This window comes from Streptomyces sp. NPDC029836 (genome assembly GCF_055574495.1).
In genome coordinates this window covers 718,093-735,354 of the sequence record NZ_JBVHZI010000001.1, presented here as the reverse complement: position 1 = coordinate 735,354, position 17,262 = coordinate 718,093, and the positions used below count along the sequence as shown (strand labels likewise).

At 71.1% G+C, this 17,262-nt stretch carries 15 protein-coding genes and 1 riboswitch; of the genes, 8 read left to right on the top strand and 7 right to left on the bottom strand.

Annotation, left to right across the window (positions count from 1 at the left end):
* Positions 1-16 precede the first annotated feature (16 nt).
* A complete protein-coding gene (locus tag ACZ4XJ_RS03495) occupies positions 17-703 on the top strand; it encodes a TetR/AcrR family transcriptional regulator (RefSeq protein ID WP_468495147.1) in 687 nt (228 codons plus the stop codon).
* Here ACZ4XJ_RS03495 and ACZ4XJ_RS03490 read toward each other — a convergent pair.
* Complete coding sequence (locus ACZ4XJ_RS03490) at positions 690-1,157, bottom strand: MarR family winged helix-turn-helix transcriptional regulator (protein ID WP_468495146.1); 468 nt, start codon at positions 1,155-1,157, stop codon at positions 690-692. The genes ACZ4XJ_RS03495 and ACZ4XJ_RS03490 overlap by 14 nt on opposite strands.
* Positions 1,158-1,246: 89 nt before the next feature.
* Between ACZ4XJ_RS03490 and ACZ4XJ_RS03485 the strand changes: the two genes are divergently transcribed.
* Positions 1,247-2,146: an SDR family oxidoreductase gene (locus tag ACZ4XJ_RS03485; protein WP_362884205.1), complete on the top strand. Its 900-nt coding sequence runs from the start codon at positions 1,247-1,249 to the stop codon at positions 2,144-2,146.
* A gap of 611 nt (positions 2,147-2,757) precedes the next feature.
* Entirely contained in the window at positions 2,758-3,816 is a 1,059-nt protein-coding gene (locus ACZ4XJ_RS03480) for an AraC family transcriptional regulator ligand-binding domain-containing protein (protein ID WP_468495145.1), read from the top strand.
* A gap of 198 nt (positions 3,817-4,014) precedes the next feature.
* Here ACZ4XJ_RS03480 and ACZ4XJ_RS03475 read toward each other — a convergent pair whose 3' ends face one another.
* The 4 genes from ACZ4XJ_RS03475 to ACZ4XJ_RS03460 form a co-directional block, all read right to left on the bottom strand.
* The gene (locus ACZ4XJ_RS03475) at positions 4,015-4,878 is read right to left on the bottom strand and encodes an ABC transporter ATP-binding protein (protein ID WP_468495144.1); all 864 of its coding nucleotides are present in this window, start codon (positions 4,876-4,878) and stop codon (positions 4,015-4,017) included.
* The gene (locus tag ACZ4XJ_RS03470) at positions 4,878-5,966 is read right to left on the bottom strand and encodes a FecCD family ABC transporter permease (RefSeq protein ID WP_468495143.1); all 1,089 of its coding nucleotides are present in this window, start codon (positions 5,964-5,966) and stop codon (positions 4,878-4,880) included. Before ACZ4XJ_RS03470 ends, ACZ4XJ_RS03475 begins: the two co-directional genes overlap by 1 nt.
* 14 nt (positions 5,967-5,980) lie before the next feature.
* Positions 5,981-6,970: an ABC transporter substrate-binding protein gene (locus ACZ4XJ_RS03465; protein WP_468495142.1), complete on the bottom strand. Its 990-nt coding sequence runs from the start codon at positions 6,968-6,970 to the stop codon at positions 5,981-5,983.
* Positions 6,971-7,374: 404 nt separating this feature from the next.
* A riboswitch (cobalamin riboswitch) is annotated at positions 7,375-7,502 on the bottom strand.
* Positions 7,503-7,898: 396 nt separating this feature from the next.
* A complete protein-coding gene (locus ACZ4XJ_RS03460; protein ID WP_468495141.1) occupies positions 7,899-9,071 on the bottom strand; it encodes a glycosyltransferase in 1,173 nt (390 codons plus the stop codon).
* A gap of 205 nt (positions 9,072-9,276) precedes the next feature.
* On the opposite strand from ACZ4XJ_RS03460, the gene ACZ4XJ_RS03455 reads away from it, so the two are divergent.
* Positions 9,277-9,927: a hypothetical protein gene (locus ACZ4XJ_RS03455; RefSeq protein WP_384000140.1), complete on the top strand. Its 651-nt coding sequence runs from the start codon at positions 9,277-9,279 to the stop codon at positions 9,925-9,927.
* Positions 9,928-9,990: 63 nt separating this feature from the next.
* On the opposite strand, the gene katG is transcribed toward ACZ4XJ_RS03455, so the two are convergent.
* Positions 9,991-12,222 carry a catalase/peroxidase HPI gene (gene katG, locus ACZ4XJ_RS03450; RefSeq protein WP_468495140.1) on the bottom strand — a complete coding sequence of 744 codons (2,232 nt, stop codon included), beginning with the start codon at positions 12,220-12,222 and terminating at the stop codon, positions 9,991-9,993.
* 264 nt (positions 12,223-12,486) lie between these two features.
* On the opposite strand from katG, the gene ACZ4XJ_RS03445 reads away from it, so the two are divergent.
* From ACZ4XJ_RS03445 to ACZ4XJ_RS03430, 4 genes are all read left to right on the top strand, one after another.
* On the top strand, positions 12,487-12,900 hold the full coding sequence (locus tag ACZ4XJ_RS03445) for a Fur family transcriptional regulator (RefSeq protein ID WP_468495139.1): 414 nt from the start codon (positions 12,487-12,489) through the stop codon (positions 12,898-12,900).
* A 520-nt stretch (positions 12,901-13,420) separates the two neighbouring features.
* The gene (locus tag ACZ4XJ_RS03440) at positions 13,421-14,734 is read left to right on the top strand and encodes an extracellular solute-binding protein (protein ID WP_468495138.1); all 1,314 of its coding nucleotides are present in this window, start codon (positions 13,421-13,423) and stop codon (positions 14,732-14,734) included.
* 13 nt (positions 14,735-14,747) lie between these two features.
* Complete coding sequence (locus ACZ4XJ_RS03435) at positions 14,748-15,722, top strand: carbohydrate ABC transporter permease (protein WP_468495137.1); 975 nt, start codon at positions 14,748-14,750, stop codon at positions 15,720-15,722.
* 77 nt (positions 15,723-15,799) lie between these two features.
* A complete protein-coding gene (locus tag ACZ4XJ_RS03430) occupies positions 15,800-16,624 on the top strand; it encodes a carbohydrate ABC transporter permease (protein WP_362884566.1) in 825 nt (274 codons plus the stop codon).
* A 52-nt stretch (positions 16,625-16,676) separates the two neighbouring features.
* On the opposite strand, the gene ACZ4XJ_RS03425 is transcribed toward ACZ4XJ_RS03430, so the two are convergent.
* Positions 16,677-17,255, bottom strand: a complete 579-nt coding sequence (locus ACZ4XJ_RS03425; protein WP_468495136.1) for an HD domain-containing protein — start codon at positions 17,253-17,255, stop codon at positions 16,677-16,679.
* Positions 17,256-17,262: the final 7 nt, after the last annotated feature.

Below are 17,262 nucleotides of genomic sequence, written 5' to 3'. Positions count from 1 at the left end.
CTGATAATATCCGCTCATGGCAACCCCTCCTTCCAAAGCGGGCACCAAGGGAGTCCCCCGGCAGCACCGTCGGCAGCAGATGCTCGAAGCCGCCACGGAGGAGTTCGGAACCCGCGGCTACGCGGCCGCCTCGCTCCCCGCGATCGCCGCCCGGGTGGGTGTCACGAAGACGCTGCTGCACCAGTACTTCGGCACCAAGGAGGACCTCTACGTCGCCTGCCTGGTCCCCGTCGGCGACCGCGTCCTCGCCACCATCCGTGCGGCCATGGGCCCGAGCGGGACCTCGCCGCACACCCCCCTGCGCGTGCTGCACGCCCTCTTCACGGCCCTGGAGGGGCAGCGGGAGGCGTGGTTCGTCCTCTACGACATCACCCTGCCGCCCGACGGCGAGGCCGTGCGGCGGGCCTCGGAGTACTGGGCCGCCATCGACGGGCTCGCCGCGGGGGGCACCGCCGAGCTGCTGCGCGCGACCGGATCCAGCGACCCGTTGGACGCCGACGCGCTCAAGTACGTCTGGCGGGACCTGGTCGCCACCCTCGTGCGCTGGTGGGTCAAGCACCCGGAGCAGACCCCCGCGGCCATGACGCGGCGCTGCGCCCGCCTCTTCGCGGCCGCCGCGGGGCTGGCGTCCGCCGAAGACGCCGTCGGTTCCGAGGCGCCGACCGTCCCCGAGGGCGCGGCGGTCGGGCCTACGCGTCCTTGACGTCCTTCGCGGCCTTGAGCTTGCGCCACACGGTGCCCAGCGCCTCCAGGTCCCGTTCGTCGAGGAGGTCCGTGAAGGCCGGGGCGAGGGCTGCGTGGCGGGTGGCGTCGGCTTCGGCGAACACCGTGCGGCCCGCCTCCGTGAGGGACACCTCCACCGACCGGGCGTCGCGGGTGGAGGGCGTGCGCGTCACGAGGCCCCGTGCCTGTAGCGCGTCCACGACCCGCGACACCTGGCTTCGGCTGAGCAGGGTGCTGTTGCCGAGTACGGAGGCGGGTACGGGCTCGGGGCTGGAGGCCAGCCACAACATGACCTCGAACCAGGACACGGGTAGGTCGTGGGCCTTCACGAGGGCCCGGTCGACGCGGTCGGTCATCACGGTGCCGGCCCAGACCAGTCCGTAGAAGGCGTAGTCGGCCGCCGGCATCTCGGTTTCGGTGAGCTTCTTCGGCATGTCGGCAGTCTAGAGGTTGCGTGCGCACGCACATAACTTTATGGTGTGTGTGCACGCACATAAATCACGTTCCGTGAAAGGCGACCGCCATGACGTCCTTCCCCGTCACCCCCGAAGCCACGCCCGACGCCGCTTCCGCGCCCTCCGGCGGAGTCGGCCGCACCGTTCTGATCACCGGAACGTCCTCCGGAATCGGCCTGGCCGCCGCCATTGCCACCGCCCGGGCCGGCTGGCGCACGATCGCCACCCTGCGTGACACCGGCCGGGCCGACGCCCTGCGCGAGGCAGCCGCCGAGGCGGGCGTGGACGTCGACATCCGCCAGCTCGACGTCGTCGACGAGCGTTCGGTCGCCGCCGCGATCGACGGCGTGATCGCCGACTACGGCCGGCTGGACGCCGTCGTGAACAACGCGGGCGCCGGACACGTCGGAACCCTCGAACTCGAAACAGTCGCCGACGTCCGCCAGGTCATGGAGGTCAACTTCTTCGGCGTCCTCAACGTCTCCAAGGTCGCCCTGCCGCACCTGCGGGCCACCGGGGGTCGACTCATCACGGTCACCAGCGTCGGCGGCGTCGTCGGTCAGCCCTTCAACGAGGCCTACTGCGCGGCGAAGTTCGCCGTCGAGGGGTACATGGAGAGCCTCGCCCCCGTCGCGGGCGCCGTCGGCGTGAGCGTGTCCGTCATCGAGCCCGGCGCCGTGGCCACCGAGTTCGTCAACAACATCGGACTCGACATCGAGGGTCGGATCGCCGCTGCCGGCCCGTACGCCGACGCGATGCGCAGCTACGTCGACCGTACGGTCGGCCAGTTCCTGGACGGCGCCCAGACCCCGGCCGGCGCGGCCGAGGCGGTCATGGAGGCCCTGACCGAGGACCGCCCCGCGTTCCGCATCCAGACCTCGCAGTGGGCCCGCGACTTCACCGGGACGAAGCTGGCCGACGGGGACGGTTCCGCCGTCCTCGGCATGACCACCGGGTGGGTGTCCTGACCGGAGCGGGTGCGACCGCGTCGCTGCGGCCACCGGCGGCCGAACTGTGCGCCGGGTGGAACCGGGGCATGATGGCGGGGGGCGGACCGCCCCCGAGCGGCCGCCGCCGGAGCCGCGCGTGGTGACGCGCCCGAGCCGGGAGGTGCCTCGTACGCATGGACGAATCGCAACGGGCCTGGATGGCCGTGGGCGGTGTCATCGCCGTCATCCTGTTGAACCTCGTGGCCATCATCCTGATGAACGTCCTGTGACGGAGCCCCCGCGCGACGAACTCCGCGATCGGCCCGCAGGGTCACTTCGGCGAGACGCCTGGCTCGTACACCCGCCAGTCCTCCTGAACCCGCGGGCAATGGCGCGGTCCGTCCGACCCCCGTACGGCAGGACCGTCGCCATCCACCTCAGCGGATCGACGGCGCCACCCTCTGCGGGGGGCGGCGCCGTGACCCGAACGACCACCACGCTAGGGCCGCCAACGAGCCCCGGTCGAGGACGGCACGCGCCGGCCGGAGGACCGCGCGCGCCACGGGGGACCGGCCGCGCCACGAAGGGGACACCCGACGCCGGCCTCCGGCGTGAAGTGGCCGAATCCCGCTGGTCTATGCTCAGCCCTCGTGGTCTCACACGCACACCAGGGGACGACCTCGTCCGCCCTCACCCGACTGAACGTCAAAGCCGCACAGCTGGTCGGCGTACCCCCACACACCTACGCCCACCTGCTGGGTCTGGCGCGCGAGCACCTCGACGACGACGCGTGCCGGACTCCCGCAGCCTCGATCATCCGCGTCCTGGAACTGACGACAGGCCACGCCTCGTGGACGGAGACCTCCCTGTTGATGGCGCAGGAGTCGGCCATCGGCACCCTCGGGGTCTGGGACTACCTGATCACCTCCGCGGCCACCCCGCTCGACGGCATCCGGGACGCGGCTGCCTATCTGTCCACCGTCCTCGACACCCGCACCGACAACCTGCGGATCGCCGAGGACGGTGACCGGATCACCATCAGTCACATCAACGAGTCCGACCTGTCCCACCCGGCCGCCTGCGCCGTCCGCTCGTACGCACTGGGCGTGTACCGGCGCCGGCTCGGCGAAGCCGCCCGCCGCGACCTCGTCCCCGTCCACGTCGCGCTGGCCGCCGAAACACCCCGCCGACACGACGCCCTGACCCGGCTGTACGGCACCCGCGCCATCGAGTTCGAAGCCCCGGTCAGCTCGATCACCTTCCTCGCCGCCGACCTCAAGGCCCCCAACCCGCATGCCCAGATCGGCCTTTCCGCCGTCCTGCGCGACCACGCCGACCGGACCCTCGCCTCGGCGATACCCCTGCGCGACTGGCTGGACCTCTTCCGCGCCGCCCTGGTCTCCGCCCACGACGAGGGCGCGCCGACGCTGACCGGCGTCGCACGGCGCCTGGCCCTCAGCACCCGAACCCTGCAACGCCGCCTGGACGAACACGGCACCACCTGGAGCACCGAGGTCGAAGCCGTACGCCGGGCCCACATCACCCAACTGCTCCACGACACCGACCTGACCTTCGACGCGGTCGCCACCCGCAGCGGCTACGCCGACGCCCGCGCCCTGCGCCGCGCGGTCCACCGCTGGTACGGCACCACCCCCGCCGGGCTGCGCCGCGCCGGCCGACTCCCCACCGGCCGAGTCCCCACCGGCTAGGACCCGCCTCAGCACTTGTCCGACCGCTCACGCGAGGAGCGTGTGAGGTCTTCGTGTGTCACCGGACCGCCCGGCCGGCCGTCACCAGGCCGCGGCGACCCGGTCGGCCGTGGTCACGTACCCGCAGCGGCCCGCCGTCCACTCCAGCGCCGTCCGGGTGAGGCCGGAGCAGGCCGGAGCACGTCGAAGCAGGTCAGGTCAAGGCTCGGAAGGGGCGACCCGACCCGGCGGACCGTCGAGGCCCGGATGCACGCTGATGAAGGGCACCCCGGTGCGTGGGTGCGCCATGACCTCTGCCTCCACCTCGTACACGTCGGACAGGAGTTCCGCCGTGAGCACCTCCCGCGGAGTGCCCGTCACGATCACGCGGCCGGCGGCCATCACGCAGATGCGGTCGCAGAAGGCGGCGGCGAGGTTCAGGTCGTGCAGGGCGACGACGGCCGTGACGCCGAGGCGCCGGACGAGTCGCAGGGCGTCGAGTTGGTGGCGCAGGTCCAGGTGGTTCGTCGGTTCGTCCAGCACCATCGTCCCCGTGCACTGGGCGAGCGCGCGGGCGATCAGCACCCGCTGCTTCTCCCCGCCCGACAGCCGGTCGAACGGCGCGTGCGCCAGCGCGCCCACGTGGAGCTCGTCCAACGACCGGGTGATGACGTCGCGGTCGGCGGCGTCATCGCCCGCGAAGGCCCGCTTGTGCGGGGTGCGGCCCATGGCCACCACGTCGTACACCGTCAACTCGAAGTCCCCGGACGTCTCCTGCAACACGGCCGCGAGCCGCTGGGCGAGCCGCTTGCCGGGCATCCGCCACACGTCGTCGCCGTCCAGCAGCACCCGCCCCGACGTGGGTCGCAGCGCCCGGTAGAAGGTGCGCAACAGCGTCGACTTGCCCGCCCCGTTGGGCCCGACCAGGCCCACCACCTCGCCGGGATCGGCCCGCAGGGACACCCGGTCGACGAGGACCTTGCCGCCCAGGACGACGCTGACTCCCTCGGCTTCGAGGGACCCGGGGGTTCCGGTCGTGCCGGTCGCCCCGGTCGCCCCGGTCGTCACGTTCGGCTTGTTCATCACCGCGCCGCCTTCCGTCGCATCAGCCAGAGGAAGAAGGGACCGCCGACCAGGGCGGTGAGGATGCCGACGGGGATCTCCTCCGGGCTCATGAGGGTCCGGGCGGCCAGGTCCGCGGCGATCAGGAACGCCGCCCCCAGGAGCGCGGCGGCGGGCAGCGCCCGCCGGTGGTCGGCCCCCACGAGCAGCCGCACCACGTGCGGCATGATCAGCCCGACGAAGCCGATCTGTCCGCTGACCGCGACGATCGTGCCGATCATCAGGGCCACCAGCGTGAACAGGGCGCCGCGGAAGCGGTGCACGTCCAGCCCGAGGGCCGCGGCCGCTTCCTCACCGGCCAGCAGGAGGTTCAGGGGACGGCAGAGGCCGAGCAGGACGGCCGTCCCGATCAGGACCGTACCGACCGGGATCCACACCGTCGTCCACGTGGTGCCGGCCAGGCCGCCGAGCATCCAGCGCAGGGCGGACTGCGTCTTGTGCGGATCGTTCGAGGTGACGATCAGGAAGCTCGCCACCGCCGACAGCACCTCGGCCGTCGCCACGCCCGCCAGGACCAGTCGTACCGTCGTCATCCGGCCGCCCGAGCGGGCGAGGAAGTAGACGGCGACCAGGGCGGCCAGCGCCCCGCAGAACGCCGCGATCGGCAGGGTGAACAGGCCGAACAGGCTCAGGTTCAGCACCACGACGAGCACGGCCCCTACCGAGGCCCCCGAGGACACCCCCAACAGCATCGGGTCGGCCAGCGGGTTGCGGACCAGCGCCTGCAACGCCATCCCGGCCACCGACAGGCCGGCGCCCACCACGCCGGCCAACAGCACCCGGGGCAACCGGACATCGACGACGATCGTCTCGCGCACCGGGGTCCACGTCGGCTCGACGAGAGCCGGGGCCACTTGGTGCAGCAGGATGCCCCACACCTGACCGGCGGGCACGCCGATCGAGCCGACCGCGATCCCGGCCGTCGCGGTGCCCGCCACCAGAACGCCCAGGAGCGCCAGCACGATCGGATAGGGCGCCCCCGCCCGCCGCCCCCGGACCGCCGCGGCCGGCGGGCGGACGCCCGCCTCCGCGGCCGGCCCGGACGCCACGGCCTTCACCCCGGTCACTGGACCCGGCCCGGGTGGAGCTGACGCGCCAGCGACTCCACGGCCGCCGGCATCCGCACACCGAGCACGGTGGACGACAGTGGCAACACCGCGAAGCGCTGGTTCTTGATCGCCGGTACCTCCTTCAGCGCCGGGTGCGCGAGCAGGAACTTCTTCTTGTCCTCGACCGATTGGTCGCCGTAGTCGTAGATCACGATGGCCTCGGGCGCGCGCTGCGCCACCTGCTCGAACGACACGTCACCGAAGGCCTTGTCGAGGTCGGCGAAGAGGTTCACCCCGCCGGCCCGACGCATCATCTCGTTGCCGATGCCCTTGCCGCCCGCGGTGAAGGCCGTCTTGTCGCCGCTGTCGTACACGAAGAGCTTGACCGGCGGCACGCCCGCGAGCTGCGACTCGACGCGGTCGAGGACCCCGTGCAGCTTCGTCACCTGCTGTTCGCCCCGCTCGGGCACCCCGAAGATCTTCGCGACGGTGCGGATCTCCGCGTCCATCGCGGCCGCGTCGACCGGACCGGTCGGGCACTCCTCGCTGTTGAGGTGCGTGTTGATCCCGACCTTGGTGAAGGCGGCGCGGCTACGGCCCTCCTTCTCGGCGAAGGTCGTAGACCATCCTCCGTAGACGAGGTCCGGTTCGGCCTGCAACAGGACCTCGAAGGAGGGGTATTCCTTCGACAGGACCTTCACGCTGTCGTACGCGCCCTGGTACTCGGGGAGGATCCGGTCGTCGAGGTAGCCGGTGCCGACCATCGACTTCTCCAGGCCGAGCGCCAGCATGATCTCGGTCGCGTGCTGGTTCAGCGAGACGGCCCGCTGAGGCGGACGCCGGTAGGTGGTCTTCACCCCGCAGTTGTCCACCGTGACGGGGAAACCCTTCACGGGCGCGGCCGACGAGGGGCCGGCGGCGGGCGCGCCGCCGCCTCCGCAGCCGGATACGAGTAGGGCCGCGGCGAGTGCGGGGAGCAGGGTCTTCGGGAGGTTGCGGGGCATGGGTGGGTCCTCTCACCGCGGATGGAACGGATGGTCTTCGACGCCGAGTGGGCCCCGTGGCACGACGGTTCGGGGTCCGGGCGTCGGACGTCGGGCGTCAGGCGTCAGGTCGCCACGTCTCGGGTTCGGTCGACGGCCCGAGGGGATCGCGGACGCGGCCCGTACGTCGGCGGGGGAGCGTGAGGAAGGCCACTCGTGTGCCGGGGGTCGGGAGCGTCGCGGTGACCGGGGACGGCAGGTGCCGTCCGGGGTGCGGGTGCCGCGTCTGCCACTGTTCGGTCGCCACCGCCGGCCTCTCGTCCCTGCCGGGCGGGCTGGCTGCGTGGCGATGCACTCCCGTGCACGGTCGAGCCGTGGGGGAGCTGCTGACGGCCACACCGTAGTCCGCGACGGCGTTCCTCGTGTACATGACTGCGCGCCAGGTGTTCCGACTCGCCCGGTGGTTGCCGGGCCTACGGTTGCGGGTCAGCGCCGGATTTCGACCGGCTTCCCCTGGTGCTGAGTACTTATCAGCCGGAGTGCAACACGACCCGGCCCGGGGCGTCAAGCCCGCGGGTGTCCCACCGTCGCCGCCGGCCGGCCGTGCGCGCCGCACGGCTGGCGATCTCCCGGTCACTCGGGTACCGTCCAGGGCCGCCACGTGCGCGAACGCGCCGCGCGGACCGCGCGCGGCAGCTCAGGAGCACCCGGTGGAGGCGGCTCGTACGCCGGATGCGCGTACGTCGGACACCCGGACGCCGGACACCCGGACGTCGGACACCCGGACGTCGGACACCCGTACGTCGGACACCCGGACGCCGGACACCCGTACGTCGAACAGGAGGGCCGGAACGCACCTGCGACGTTCCGGCCCCCGCTCGGGCCCACGCCCGCTGCTCGTCCCTCCGTACGACGGCGGGCAACCGCCGTCCCCGCCCGATGCGAGGTGTCAAACCGTACCGGCGGCGGTGGCGGCGACGGCAGCCCGGTGGACGTGCACCGATCGCTCCAGTTCCCGGACGACCTCGGCGGCGGAGGGCATCCGCCGCGCCTCGTCCCGCAGCCGCCCGGCGGCCTCGCGGTACGACGGGTCCGTGAGCAGGTCCTCGACGGCTCCGGCGACGTTCTCCGTCGTGTCGTCCTCCGGCAGCACCAGCCGGCCCGCCCCGTGCGCGGAGATCCGCGCGCCGTGCTCCTCCAGGCCCGGCATGCTCGGTACGAACACCTGGGGGACGCCGTTCGCCAGGCAGCTCAGAGTGGTGTTCCCGCCCCCGTGGTGGACCACCAGGTCACAGGTCGCGGCGAGGACGTCCACCGGGAGCCAGCCCGCGCGGCCGCCTGCCGGGAGCGTCGGCTCCAACGCGCGGGCCACGGCCTCCGGGGTCGCCACCAGCAGCTCCACGTCCAGCGACCCGACCTTTTCCACCAGGCCGCGCAACGGCTCGAAATGATCGCTCGGCGTCACCCGACTACCCGCGCTGACCAGCACGCGCGGCCGTCTCCCCTTGGTGTACATCCACGGCTCCAACGGAACCTGTGTGCTGTAGGCGATGTGACGCAGCGACAGCGCCGGGGGCGCGGTGAGGGGGCGCAGGCTCGGCGGCAGGACGCTGAGGGAGAAGTCCGGGGCGGGTGGCGCCTGGAGGCCGAGCGCCTCCAGTTCCGGAGCGAGTTCGGACTGCGCCCCGAGGTCGACGGAGAGCGGTTCGCCGATGTCGATCGCGAACCGCACCCAGGGCACGCCGGCGTGGTGGGCCGCGAGGGGGCCCGCGTAGGTCAGCACGTTCGAGACGACCAGGTCGGGCCGCCAGCGGTCCACGAGATCGATCAGGCCGGGCAGTGAACTCGCCGCCAGCCGGCCGAACATGCGGCCGATCGCGATGTTGCGCTCCGGTCCGTTCGCCGGCGTCGGGACGAGACGGCCCTGCCGGTCGTGCCGGCAGTCCTCGATGGTCCGCGGGGTGACGGGGACGGCCGGGATCCCCGAGCTGACGATGGCGGGCATCGTCACCTCGGGCCCGGTCATGATCACTTCGTGGCCCGCGTTGCGGGCCGCCTGGGCCAGCGGGATGTTGGGGAAGATCGTGCCGGCGCCGTTTCCGCCTACGAACAGTATTTTCATGACCGGATGCTCCGGCACGGATCTGGAACTCCGCTCGAAAGTGCGCACGCGCGCCGGCCGCCACCTCTCGGCCGGCCCGACCCTGCGCCCGTGTCCGGAACTCGACGTTCGTTCCAACGAATCTCCATCCGGATGGCGAAGAGTCGCGGCACAGGCGGGAGCCGATCCTCGCCGGACACGAGAGACACGAGAGAGAGGAACCTCAGTGCAGCGCAAGTGGAAGCTGACGGGCGGAGCAGTCGGTTCGTTGGGCCTCGCCCTGACCGCGATGTTGGCCGCGCCCGGTACCGCCGCCGCGACCGGGTCGCCCGCGGTCACGACGACCAGCACCCTCCCGTACGTCTGCCAGACCCGGCTCTCCGGTGAGTGGATACCGGTCGAGTACAGCCGTAACTTCACCACCACGGCGCCGGCCAAGGTCGCCCCGTTCCACACCTTCAAGGTCACGTTCGACTCGGCGCCGATCAAGGCCATCGCCGACTACAACAAGCTGCTGAACACCATCTCGTTCAACTACAAGGTGCCCGCCAACGCCACCGTCCTCAGCTACAAGTTGACCGGCGGCAGCAACCTCGGCACGGCCAACCAGTGGGTCGAGCGGACCGGCAACGACCTGCGCGTGAAGTCGGACGGCGAGTGGGCCGGCGGCGTCGAGTTCGACTTCCCGAACCTCGAAGTCACCCTGCGCGCCCCGGGCAGCGGCACCCTCACCACGGGCGCCGGCGGCTCCAGCTTCACCGACACGGCGTTCGGCTGGGACCGTCTCCAGCCGACCACCAACGAGTGGGACCCCTTCCAGTGCTACGCCGACCCGGCGCAGCCCGTCACGTTCTCGACCACCAAGGTCAAGTTCTGACCGGAGTGCGGACGGGGGCGATCCGGGCCGGCCGGAGGACACCGGCCGGCCCGGACGTCACCATCAGGCCAGGTCGAACCGGTCGAGGTTCATGACCTTGTCCCAGGCGGACACGAAGTCCTTCACGAACTTCGCCTTCGCGTCGTCGCTCGCGTAGACCTCCGCGAGCGCCCGCAGCTCGGAGTTCGAGCCGAACACGAGGTCGGCGCGCGTGCCGGTCCACTTGACCTCGCCGGTGGCCGCGTCGCGACCCTCGAAGGCGTTGCCGTCCCCGGCGACGGCCGACCACGTCGTGCCCAGGTCGAGCAGGTTGACGAAGAAGTCGTTCGTCAGCGTCCCGGGCGTCGTGGTGAGGACCCCGTGCCGTGACTGCTGGTGGTTCGCGCCGAGCACGCGCAGACCACCGACGAGCACCGTCATCTCGGGGGCGCTCAGGTTCAGCAGGTTGGCCCGGTCGATGAGCAGGTACTCGGCCGGCAGACGGTTGCCCTTGCCGAGGTAGTTGCGGAAACCGTCGGCGGCGGGCTCCATCGCCGCGAACGACTCGACGTCGGTCTGCTCCTGTGAGGCGTCCACGCGACCCGGCGCGAACGGGACCTCGACATCGAAACCGGCGTCCTTCGCGGCCTGCTCGACCGCGGCCGCGCCCGCGAGGACGATCAGGTCCGCGACCGAAACCCGCTTGTTCCCGGACGCGGCCGAGTTGAACTCCTCCTGGATCGACGTCAGGGTGCGCAGCACCGTCGCCAGCTGGTCCGGGTCGTTGGCCTCCCACCCGTTCTGCGGCTGGAGCCGCACGCGCGCGCCGTTGGCGCCGCCGCGCTTGTCACTGCCGCGGAACGACGCGGCCGAGGCCCACGCGACGGAGACCAGCTGGGACACCGACAGGTCCGAGCCGAGGATCCGCGCCTTGAGGGCGGCGACGTCGTCGGCGTCGACGAGCTCGTGCGTCAGCGCCGGGAGGGGGTCCTGCCACAGCAGCGTCTCGGTCGGGACCTCCGGGCCGAGGTAGCGCACGAGCGGGCCCATGTCGCGGTGGGTGAGCTTGTACCAGGCGCGGGCGAAGGCGTCCGCGAACTCCGCCGGGTTCTCGTGGAAGCGGCGGGAGATCTGCTCGTAGGCCGGGTCGAAGCGCAGCGAGAGGTCCGTCGTCAGCATCGTCGGCGCGTGGGTCTTCGACGGGTCGTGGGCATCGGGCACGGTGCCCACGCCGGCGCCGTCCTTCGGACGCCACTGGTGCGCGCCGGCCGGGCTCTTGAACAGCTCCCACTCGTAGCCGAAGAGGATGTCGAAGAAGCTGTTGTCCCAGGTGATCGGGGTGTCGGTCCAGATGCCCTCCAGACCACTGGTGATCGCGTCGCCACCCTTGCCGGTGCCGTACGAGTTCTTCCAGCCGAAGCCCTGCTGCTCCATCGGCGCGGCCTCGGGGTCGTCGCCGACGCTCTCCGCCGGGCCGGCGCCGTGGGTCTTGCCGAAGGTGTGACCGCCCGCGATCAGGGCGACCGTCTCCTCGTCGTTCATCGCCATCCGACGGAACGTCTCGCGGATGTCGCGGGCCGCGGCTATCGGGTCGGGATTGCCGTTCGGGCCTTCCGGGTTGACGTAGATGAGGCCCATCTGGACCGCGCCGAGCGGGTTCTCCAGCTCGCGGTCGCCGGTGTAGCGCTCGTCGTCGAGCCAGTTGGTCTCCGGGCCCCAGTAGACGTCCTCGTCGGGCTCCCAGACGTCGGCCCGGCCGCCGGCGAAGCCGAAGGTCTCGAAGCCCATCTGCTCCAGCGCGACGTTGCCGGTCAGGATCATGAGGTCGGCCCAGGAGAGGTTCTGGCCGTACTTCTTCTTGACGGGCCACAGCAGGCGGCGGGCCTTGTCCAGGTTCACGTTGTCCGGCCAGCTGTTGAGCGGCGCGAAGCGCTGCTGACCGGCGCCGGCGCCGCCGCGACCGTCGCTGATGCGGTAGGTGCCCGCGCTGTGCCAGGCCATCCGGATCATGAAGGGGCCGTAGTGGCCGAAGTCGGCGGGCCACCAGTCCTGCGAGGTCGTCAGTACCTCGGCGATGTCCCGCTTGACGGCCGGCAGGTCGAGGGAGGTGAACGCCTCGGCGTAGTCGAACTCCTCGCCGAGCGGGTTGGCCACCGCCGGGTTCTTCGCGAGGATCTTCAGGTTGAGGCGTTCGGGCCACCACTGGTGGTTACCGCCGCCCTGCGTCGGGTGCGCGGCGCGCTCGTGCGCGACCGGACAACCTCCACCGCCCCCGTCCTTCGCGTCTACGACGATTGCGTCATGGTTCTCAGACATGGGAATCCTTCCGGACCGGATCACGGTGCTCAGGAACTGCATGTATGCGGAACAGTCGGGGCACAGGGCGCGGGCCCCGGTCGAGCCCGTCGGTGTGGCCTCTCCTGCCGCGCTGGAATCGTCCTGCCCCTTGGCTGTCAATGAATCCGATCCTACGATGGACTCAGTCCAAGTCAAGAAGAACACCAAGCTCCGTGCCACGGGTTCCCGGCCTCCGCCGGCGGTCCTCCGGGAACCCTCCGCCCGACCGAACAGGGTGATGCCATGAGTGACCTGCTGGATCGACTGCGAGGGCGTGGCTGGAGGATGACCGCGCAGCGGCGCGTGGTCGCGGAGGTCCTCGACGGCGAGCACGTGCACCTCACGGCCGACGAGGTGCACGCCCGTGCCGTAAGGAAGTTGCCGGAGATCTCCCGGGCGACGGTCTACAACGCCCTCGGCGAGCTGGTCTCCCTCGGCGAGGTCGCCGAAGTCTCCACCGACGGCCGCGCCAAGCGCTACGACCCGAACGCTCACCACCCCCACCAGCACCTGATCTGCACCGGCTGCGGCCTGATCCGCGACGTCCACCCGGCCGGCGACCCCCTCGCCGGCCTGCCGGACGGGGAACGGTTCGGCTTCGCGGTCGCCGAAGTCGAGGTCACCTATCGGGGGCTCTGCCCGACCTGCGCCGGCTGAGGCGCCACGCCCCCGGCGTTCCCGCACCGCCCGCCGCGCTTCCGCCGTCCCGGAACCGCTCCGAGTCCCGTACCGACCGCCCCGCGCGCCACCGTAGCCACCCGGCCGCCCCCGCCCGCTTCCGCCGTCCCCGGACCGGTGTGCCGGCCGGGGAGGCTCGCGGACCACTCGGCGCCCCGCACGACCGTCGCCGGCCCAGCGACGATGACGGCCGGAACCGTCCTGCCGACCGTACTGCCCACCGCCCCAAGGGTGTTCGGGCACGCCGCCCCCTTCGTGGCGGTCGCGTCCGGCTGCGCGGTGTTCCGGACCGCCCACCACACCGCCGTCATGCCCGGCGTCCCCGCGGACCTCACGACGGCGGCCCCTTCCGCGTTGCGCAGGATGCTTCGTCCGGTCACAGAGTGGTGGAGACCACTTGTCCCCGGGTTTGAGTCGTTCTAGCCTCCTCCAAGTTGTGCATGACGAAACAGGCGTTGCGCACTGTGCAACGCATCGCACTCTCTCCCGGGGACCGCCCATGAAGCTCCGCTCCCGCATAGCCGTACCCCTCGCCGCCCTCGCCCTGACCGGAATCACCGCGCTGACGTCCACCGCCTGCGCACCCCAGACCTCCGGCGCCACGTCCTCGAAGGACGAGACGTCCGGCACCCTGCGCGTCTGGCTCTTCCAGGAGGTCAACAACGAGCCGAAGAAGAAGGTCGTCGACGGCGCCGTCGCCGCCTTCAGCGGGCAGCATTCCGGCGTGAAGGTGGAGGTCGAGTACATCCCGGTCGAGACCCGCGCCCAGCGCGTCAAGGCCGCGTTCAACGACCCGAAGAGCGCCCCCGACCTGATCGAGTACGGCAACACCGACACCGCCGGTTACGTCAAGGACGGTGGACTCGCCGACATCAGCGCGGAGTTCGCCGCTTGGCCGGAGGCCAAGGACACCGACGGCACGGCCGCCCGGTCGGTCACCGTCGGCGGCAAGGTGTACGGCGCGCCGCTCTTCGTCGGCGTGCGCGCCCTGTACTACCGCACCGACGTCTTCACCGAACTGGGACTGGCGCCGCCGAAGACCCAGGACGAACTGGTCGCCACGGCCAAGCAGATCCGCAAGGCGAAGCCCGAGCTGTACGGGCTGGCCGTCGGCGGCGCCTACACCTACGGAGCCATGCCCTTCATCTGGGCCAACGGCGGTGAACTCGCCGAGGAGAGCGGCGGCACGTTCAAATCGACGATCAACAGCGACGCCGCCCGCAAGGGCATCGAGACGTACACCTCCCTCTTCGGCGACGACAACTGTCCCGCCGCCAAGTGCGCCGCGATGGGCGGCAACGCCACCGTCACCGCCTTCGCCTCCGGCAACGCGGCGATGGCCATCGGCGGCGACTTCAGCCACCAGGCCGTCGAAGCGGGCACGGTGAAGGGCAAGTACGCCGTCGTCCCGCTGCCCGGAGTCAAGGAGGGCGAGATCGCCCCGGCCTTCGCCGGCGGCAACAACATCGGCATGCTCAAGAGCAGTTCGCACCGCACCCTCGCCGTCGACCTGATGAAGCGGTTCGCCGCCAAGGACACCCAGCGCCAACTCTTCGACGCCATGGGCTTCCTGCCCACCTACACCGACGTCCGCGCCGAGGTGGCGCGCAAGGACCCGTTCGTCGAGCCGTTCGTACGGACCCTCACGGCGGGCACCAAGTTCGTGCCGGCCTCCCCGGGCTGGGGACAGATCGACGCCTCGACCGTCCTGCCGACGATGTTCCAGGAGGTCGTCAGCGGCAAGAAGGACGTACCCGCCGCCGCCGGGGACGCGGCGAAGAAGATGGACGCGGCCTTCTCCAGCGCCGGCTGACCGGCCCGCCGACATGACGCACGAAGCAACCGTCCTCGCGCCGCCCGCCACCTCCCCGAAGACCGCGTCGGCGCCCGCGCCCCGAGCCCCGCGCACTCGCGGCGGCGGGCGCCACGGCAGCCGCTGGACCCCCTGGTTCTACCTCGCCCCCGCCCTGCTCGTCCTCGCCGCCCTGCTGGTCTACCCGATCTACCAACTCGGCCTCATCTCCTTCCTCGAGTACACCCAGGCCCAGGTCAGCGGTGGTGAACCGACCACCTTCAAGGGGTTCGGCAACTACCGGACCCTCTTCGCCGATCCGCAGTTCTGGCAGGTCCTGCTCGCGACCGTCGTGTTCGCCGCCACGTGCGTGGTCACCACCCTCGCCGTCGGCTGCGCGCTCGCCGTCCTGCTGACCCGCATCAGGGCGCTCCCCAGGCTCGCCCTGATGCTGGCCGCACTCGGTGCCTGGGCCACCCCCGCCGTCACCGGCTCCACCGTCTGGGTGTTCCTCTTCGACCCGGACTACGGCCCGGTCAACCGGCTGCTCGGCCTCGGGGACTTCTCCTGGACGTACGGGCGCTTCAGCGCCTTCGCCCTCGTCCTCTTCGAGGTCGTCTGGTGCTCGTTCCCGTTCGTCATGGTCACCGTGTACGCGGGCATCAAGGCGATCCCGTCCGAGGTCCTGGAAGCGGCCTCGCTGGACGGCGCCTCCCAGTGGCGGATCTGGCGCTCCGTCATCGCGCCGATGCTGCGGCCCATCCTGATCGTCGTCACCATCCAGTCGATCATCTGGGACTTCAAGGTCTTCACCCAGATCTACGTGATGACCGCCGGCGGCGGCATCGCCGGCCAGAACCTCGTCCTCAACGTCTACGCCTACCAGAAGGCCTTCGCGTCCTCCCAGTACAGCCTGGGCTCGGCGATCGGCGTGGTCATGCTGCTGATCCTGCTGACCGTCACCCTCGTCTACCTACGCCTCATGCGACGGCAGGGAGAAGAACTGTGAGCCCCACCGGCACGCTCCCCACGCGCCCGGCCGTCCGACCGGCCCGGGCGGCCGGATCATCCCCGGCCCGGTTCGGGATCCGCCGCCCCTGGCGGCTCGCGGCCGAGGCGTCCGCGCTGACCGTCGCCGTGGTCGTCGCCTTCCCCCTGTACTGGATGGTGCTCTCCGCCCTCAAACCGGCGGGGGAGATCCAGTCGACCGAGGCCCGCCCGTGGACCCTCGCCCCGTCCCTGGACTCGTTCCGCCGCGTCTTCGAACAGCAGGAGTTCGGCCGCTACTTCCTCAACAGCCTGTTCGTCGCCGGCTCCGTGGTCCTCGCGTCCGCCCTGATCGCGTTCCTCGCGGCGACCGCCGTCACCCGCTTCAAGTTCCGCTTCCGCACGACGCTGCTCATCATGTTCCTGGTGGCGCAGATGGTGCCGATCGAGGCCCTGACGATCCCGCTCTTCTTCCTCATGCGGGACACCGGCCAGCTCAACACCCTCTGGTCGCTGGTGCTGCCCCACATCGCCTTCTCGCTGCCGTTCGCGATCTGGATGCTGCGCGGCTTCGTGAAGGCGGTCCCGGAGGCGCTGGAGGAAGCGGCGTACATCGACGGCGCGAGCCGCACCCGCTTCCTGTGGCAGATCCTCTTCCCGCTGGTCTTCCCCGGGCTGGTGGCGACGAGCGTCTTCTCCTTCATATCCACCTGGAACGACTTCCTCTTCGCCAAGTCGTTCATCATCAGCGACACTTCCCAGTCGACCCTGCCCATGGCCCTCCTGGTGTTCTTCAAACCGGACGAGAACGACTGGGGCGGCATCATGGCCGGCTCCACGATCATGACCCTGCCGGTCCTGATCTTCTTCGTCCTGGTCCAACGCCACCTGGTCTCAGGCCTCGGCGGCGCGGTGAAGGACTGACCCCCACCCCCTCCCGCCCCGGCCGGCGGGAGGGGGGCTCCGGGTCGGCAGGTCAGGTCTTCTCGCCGATGGCCACGCGCAGCCAGTCCAGGGGCCCCTGCTCCAACAGCTCGTCGGCCAGTCGCCGACCGGTCTCCGTGGTGAGCCGCGCCTTGCTGTTGTCGATCCACCGCTGCGCGTTCACATGGCCTTGGGCCTTGTACTCCAGACCCTGGAGCATGCACTCCAGTTTGTCGGCGTCGCGGGCACAGACCGCCTCCGCCGAGTCGTTGCCCTCGTACTCGGAGACCAGCTCCCGGATCGTCGAGGCCAACAGGTCGGGCATCCCGGCCGTCTGGTCGGCGGTCACCGCCTGGGGGTCGGCCGTTGCCGAGTACTTCTTGCCGAGGTGGTTCACGTCGCCGGTACGCGTCTCCTGGGTGTCGTGCCAGACGGCCAGGAAAGCGGCCCGCGCCGGATCGGCCCCCTCCAGCCTCGCGATGATCGACGCGATGAGGGAGGTCCGCCAGGAGTGTTCGGCCACGCTCTCCGGCTGCGTGATGCCCGCCATCCACCAGCCCGTGCGACGAGCGTGCTTGAGCGTGCCCGCCTCGTAGAGGAATCGGGCGACCGCGGACAGGTCGTCAGCCACTGTGTCT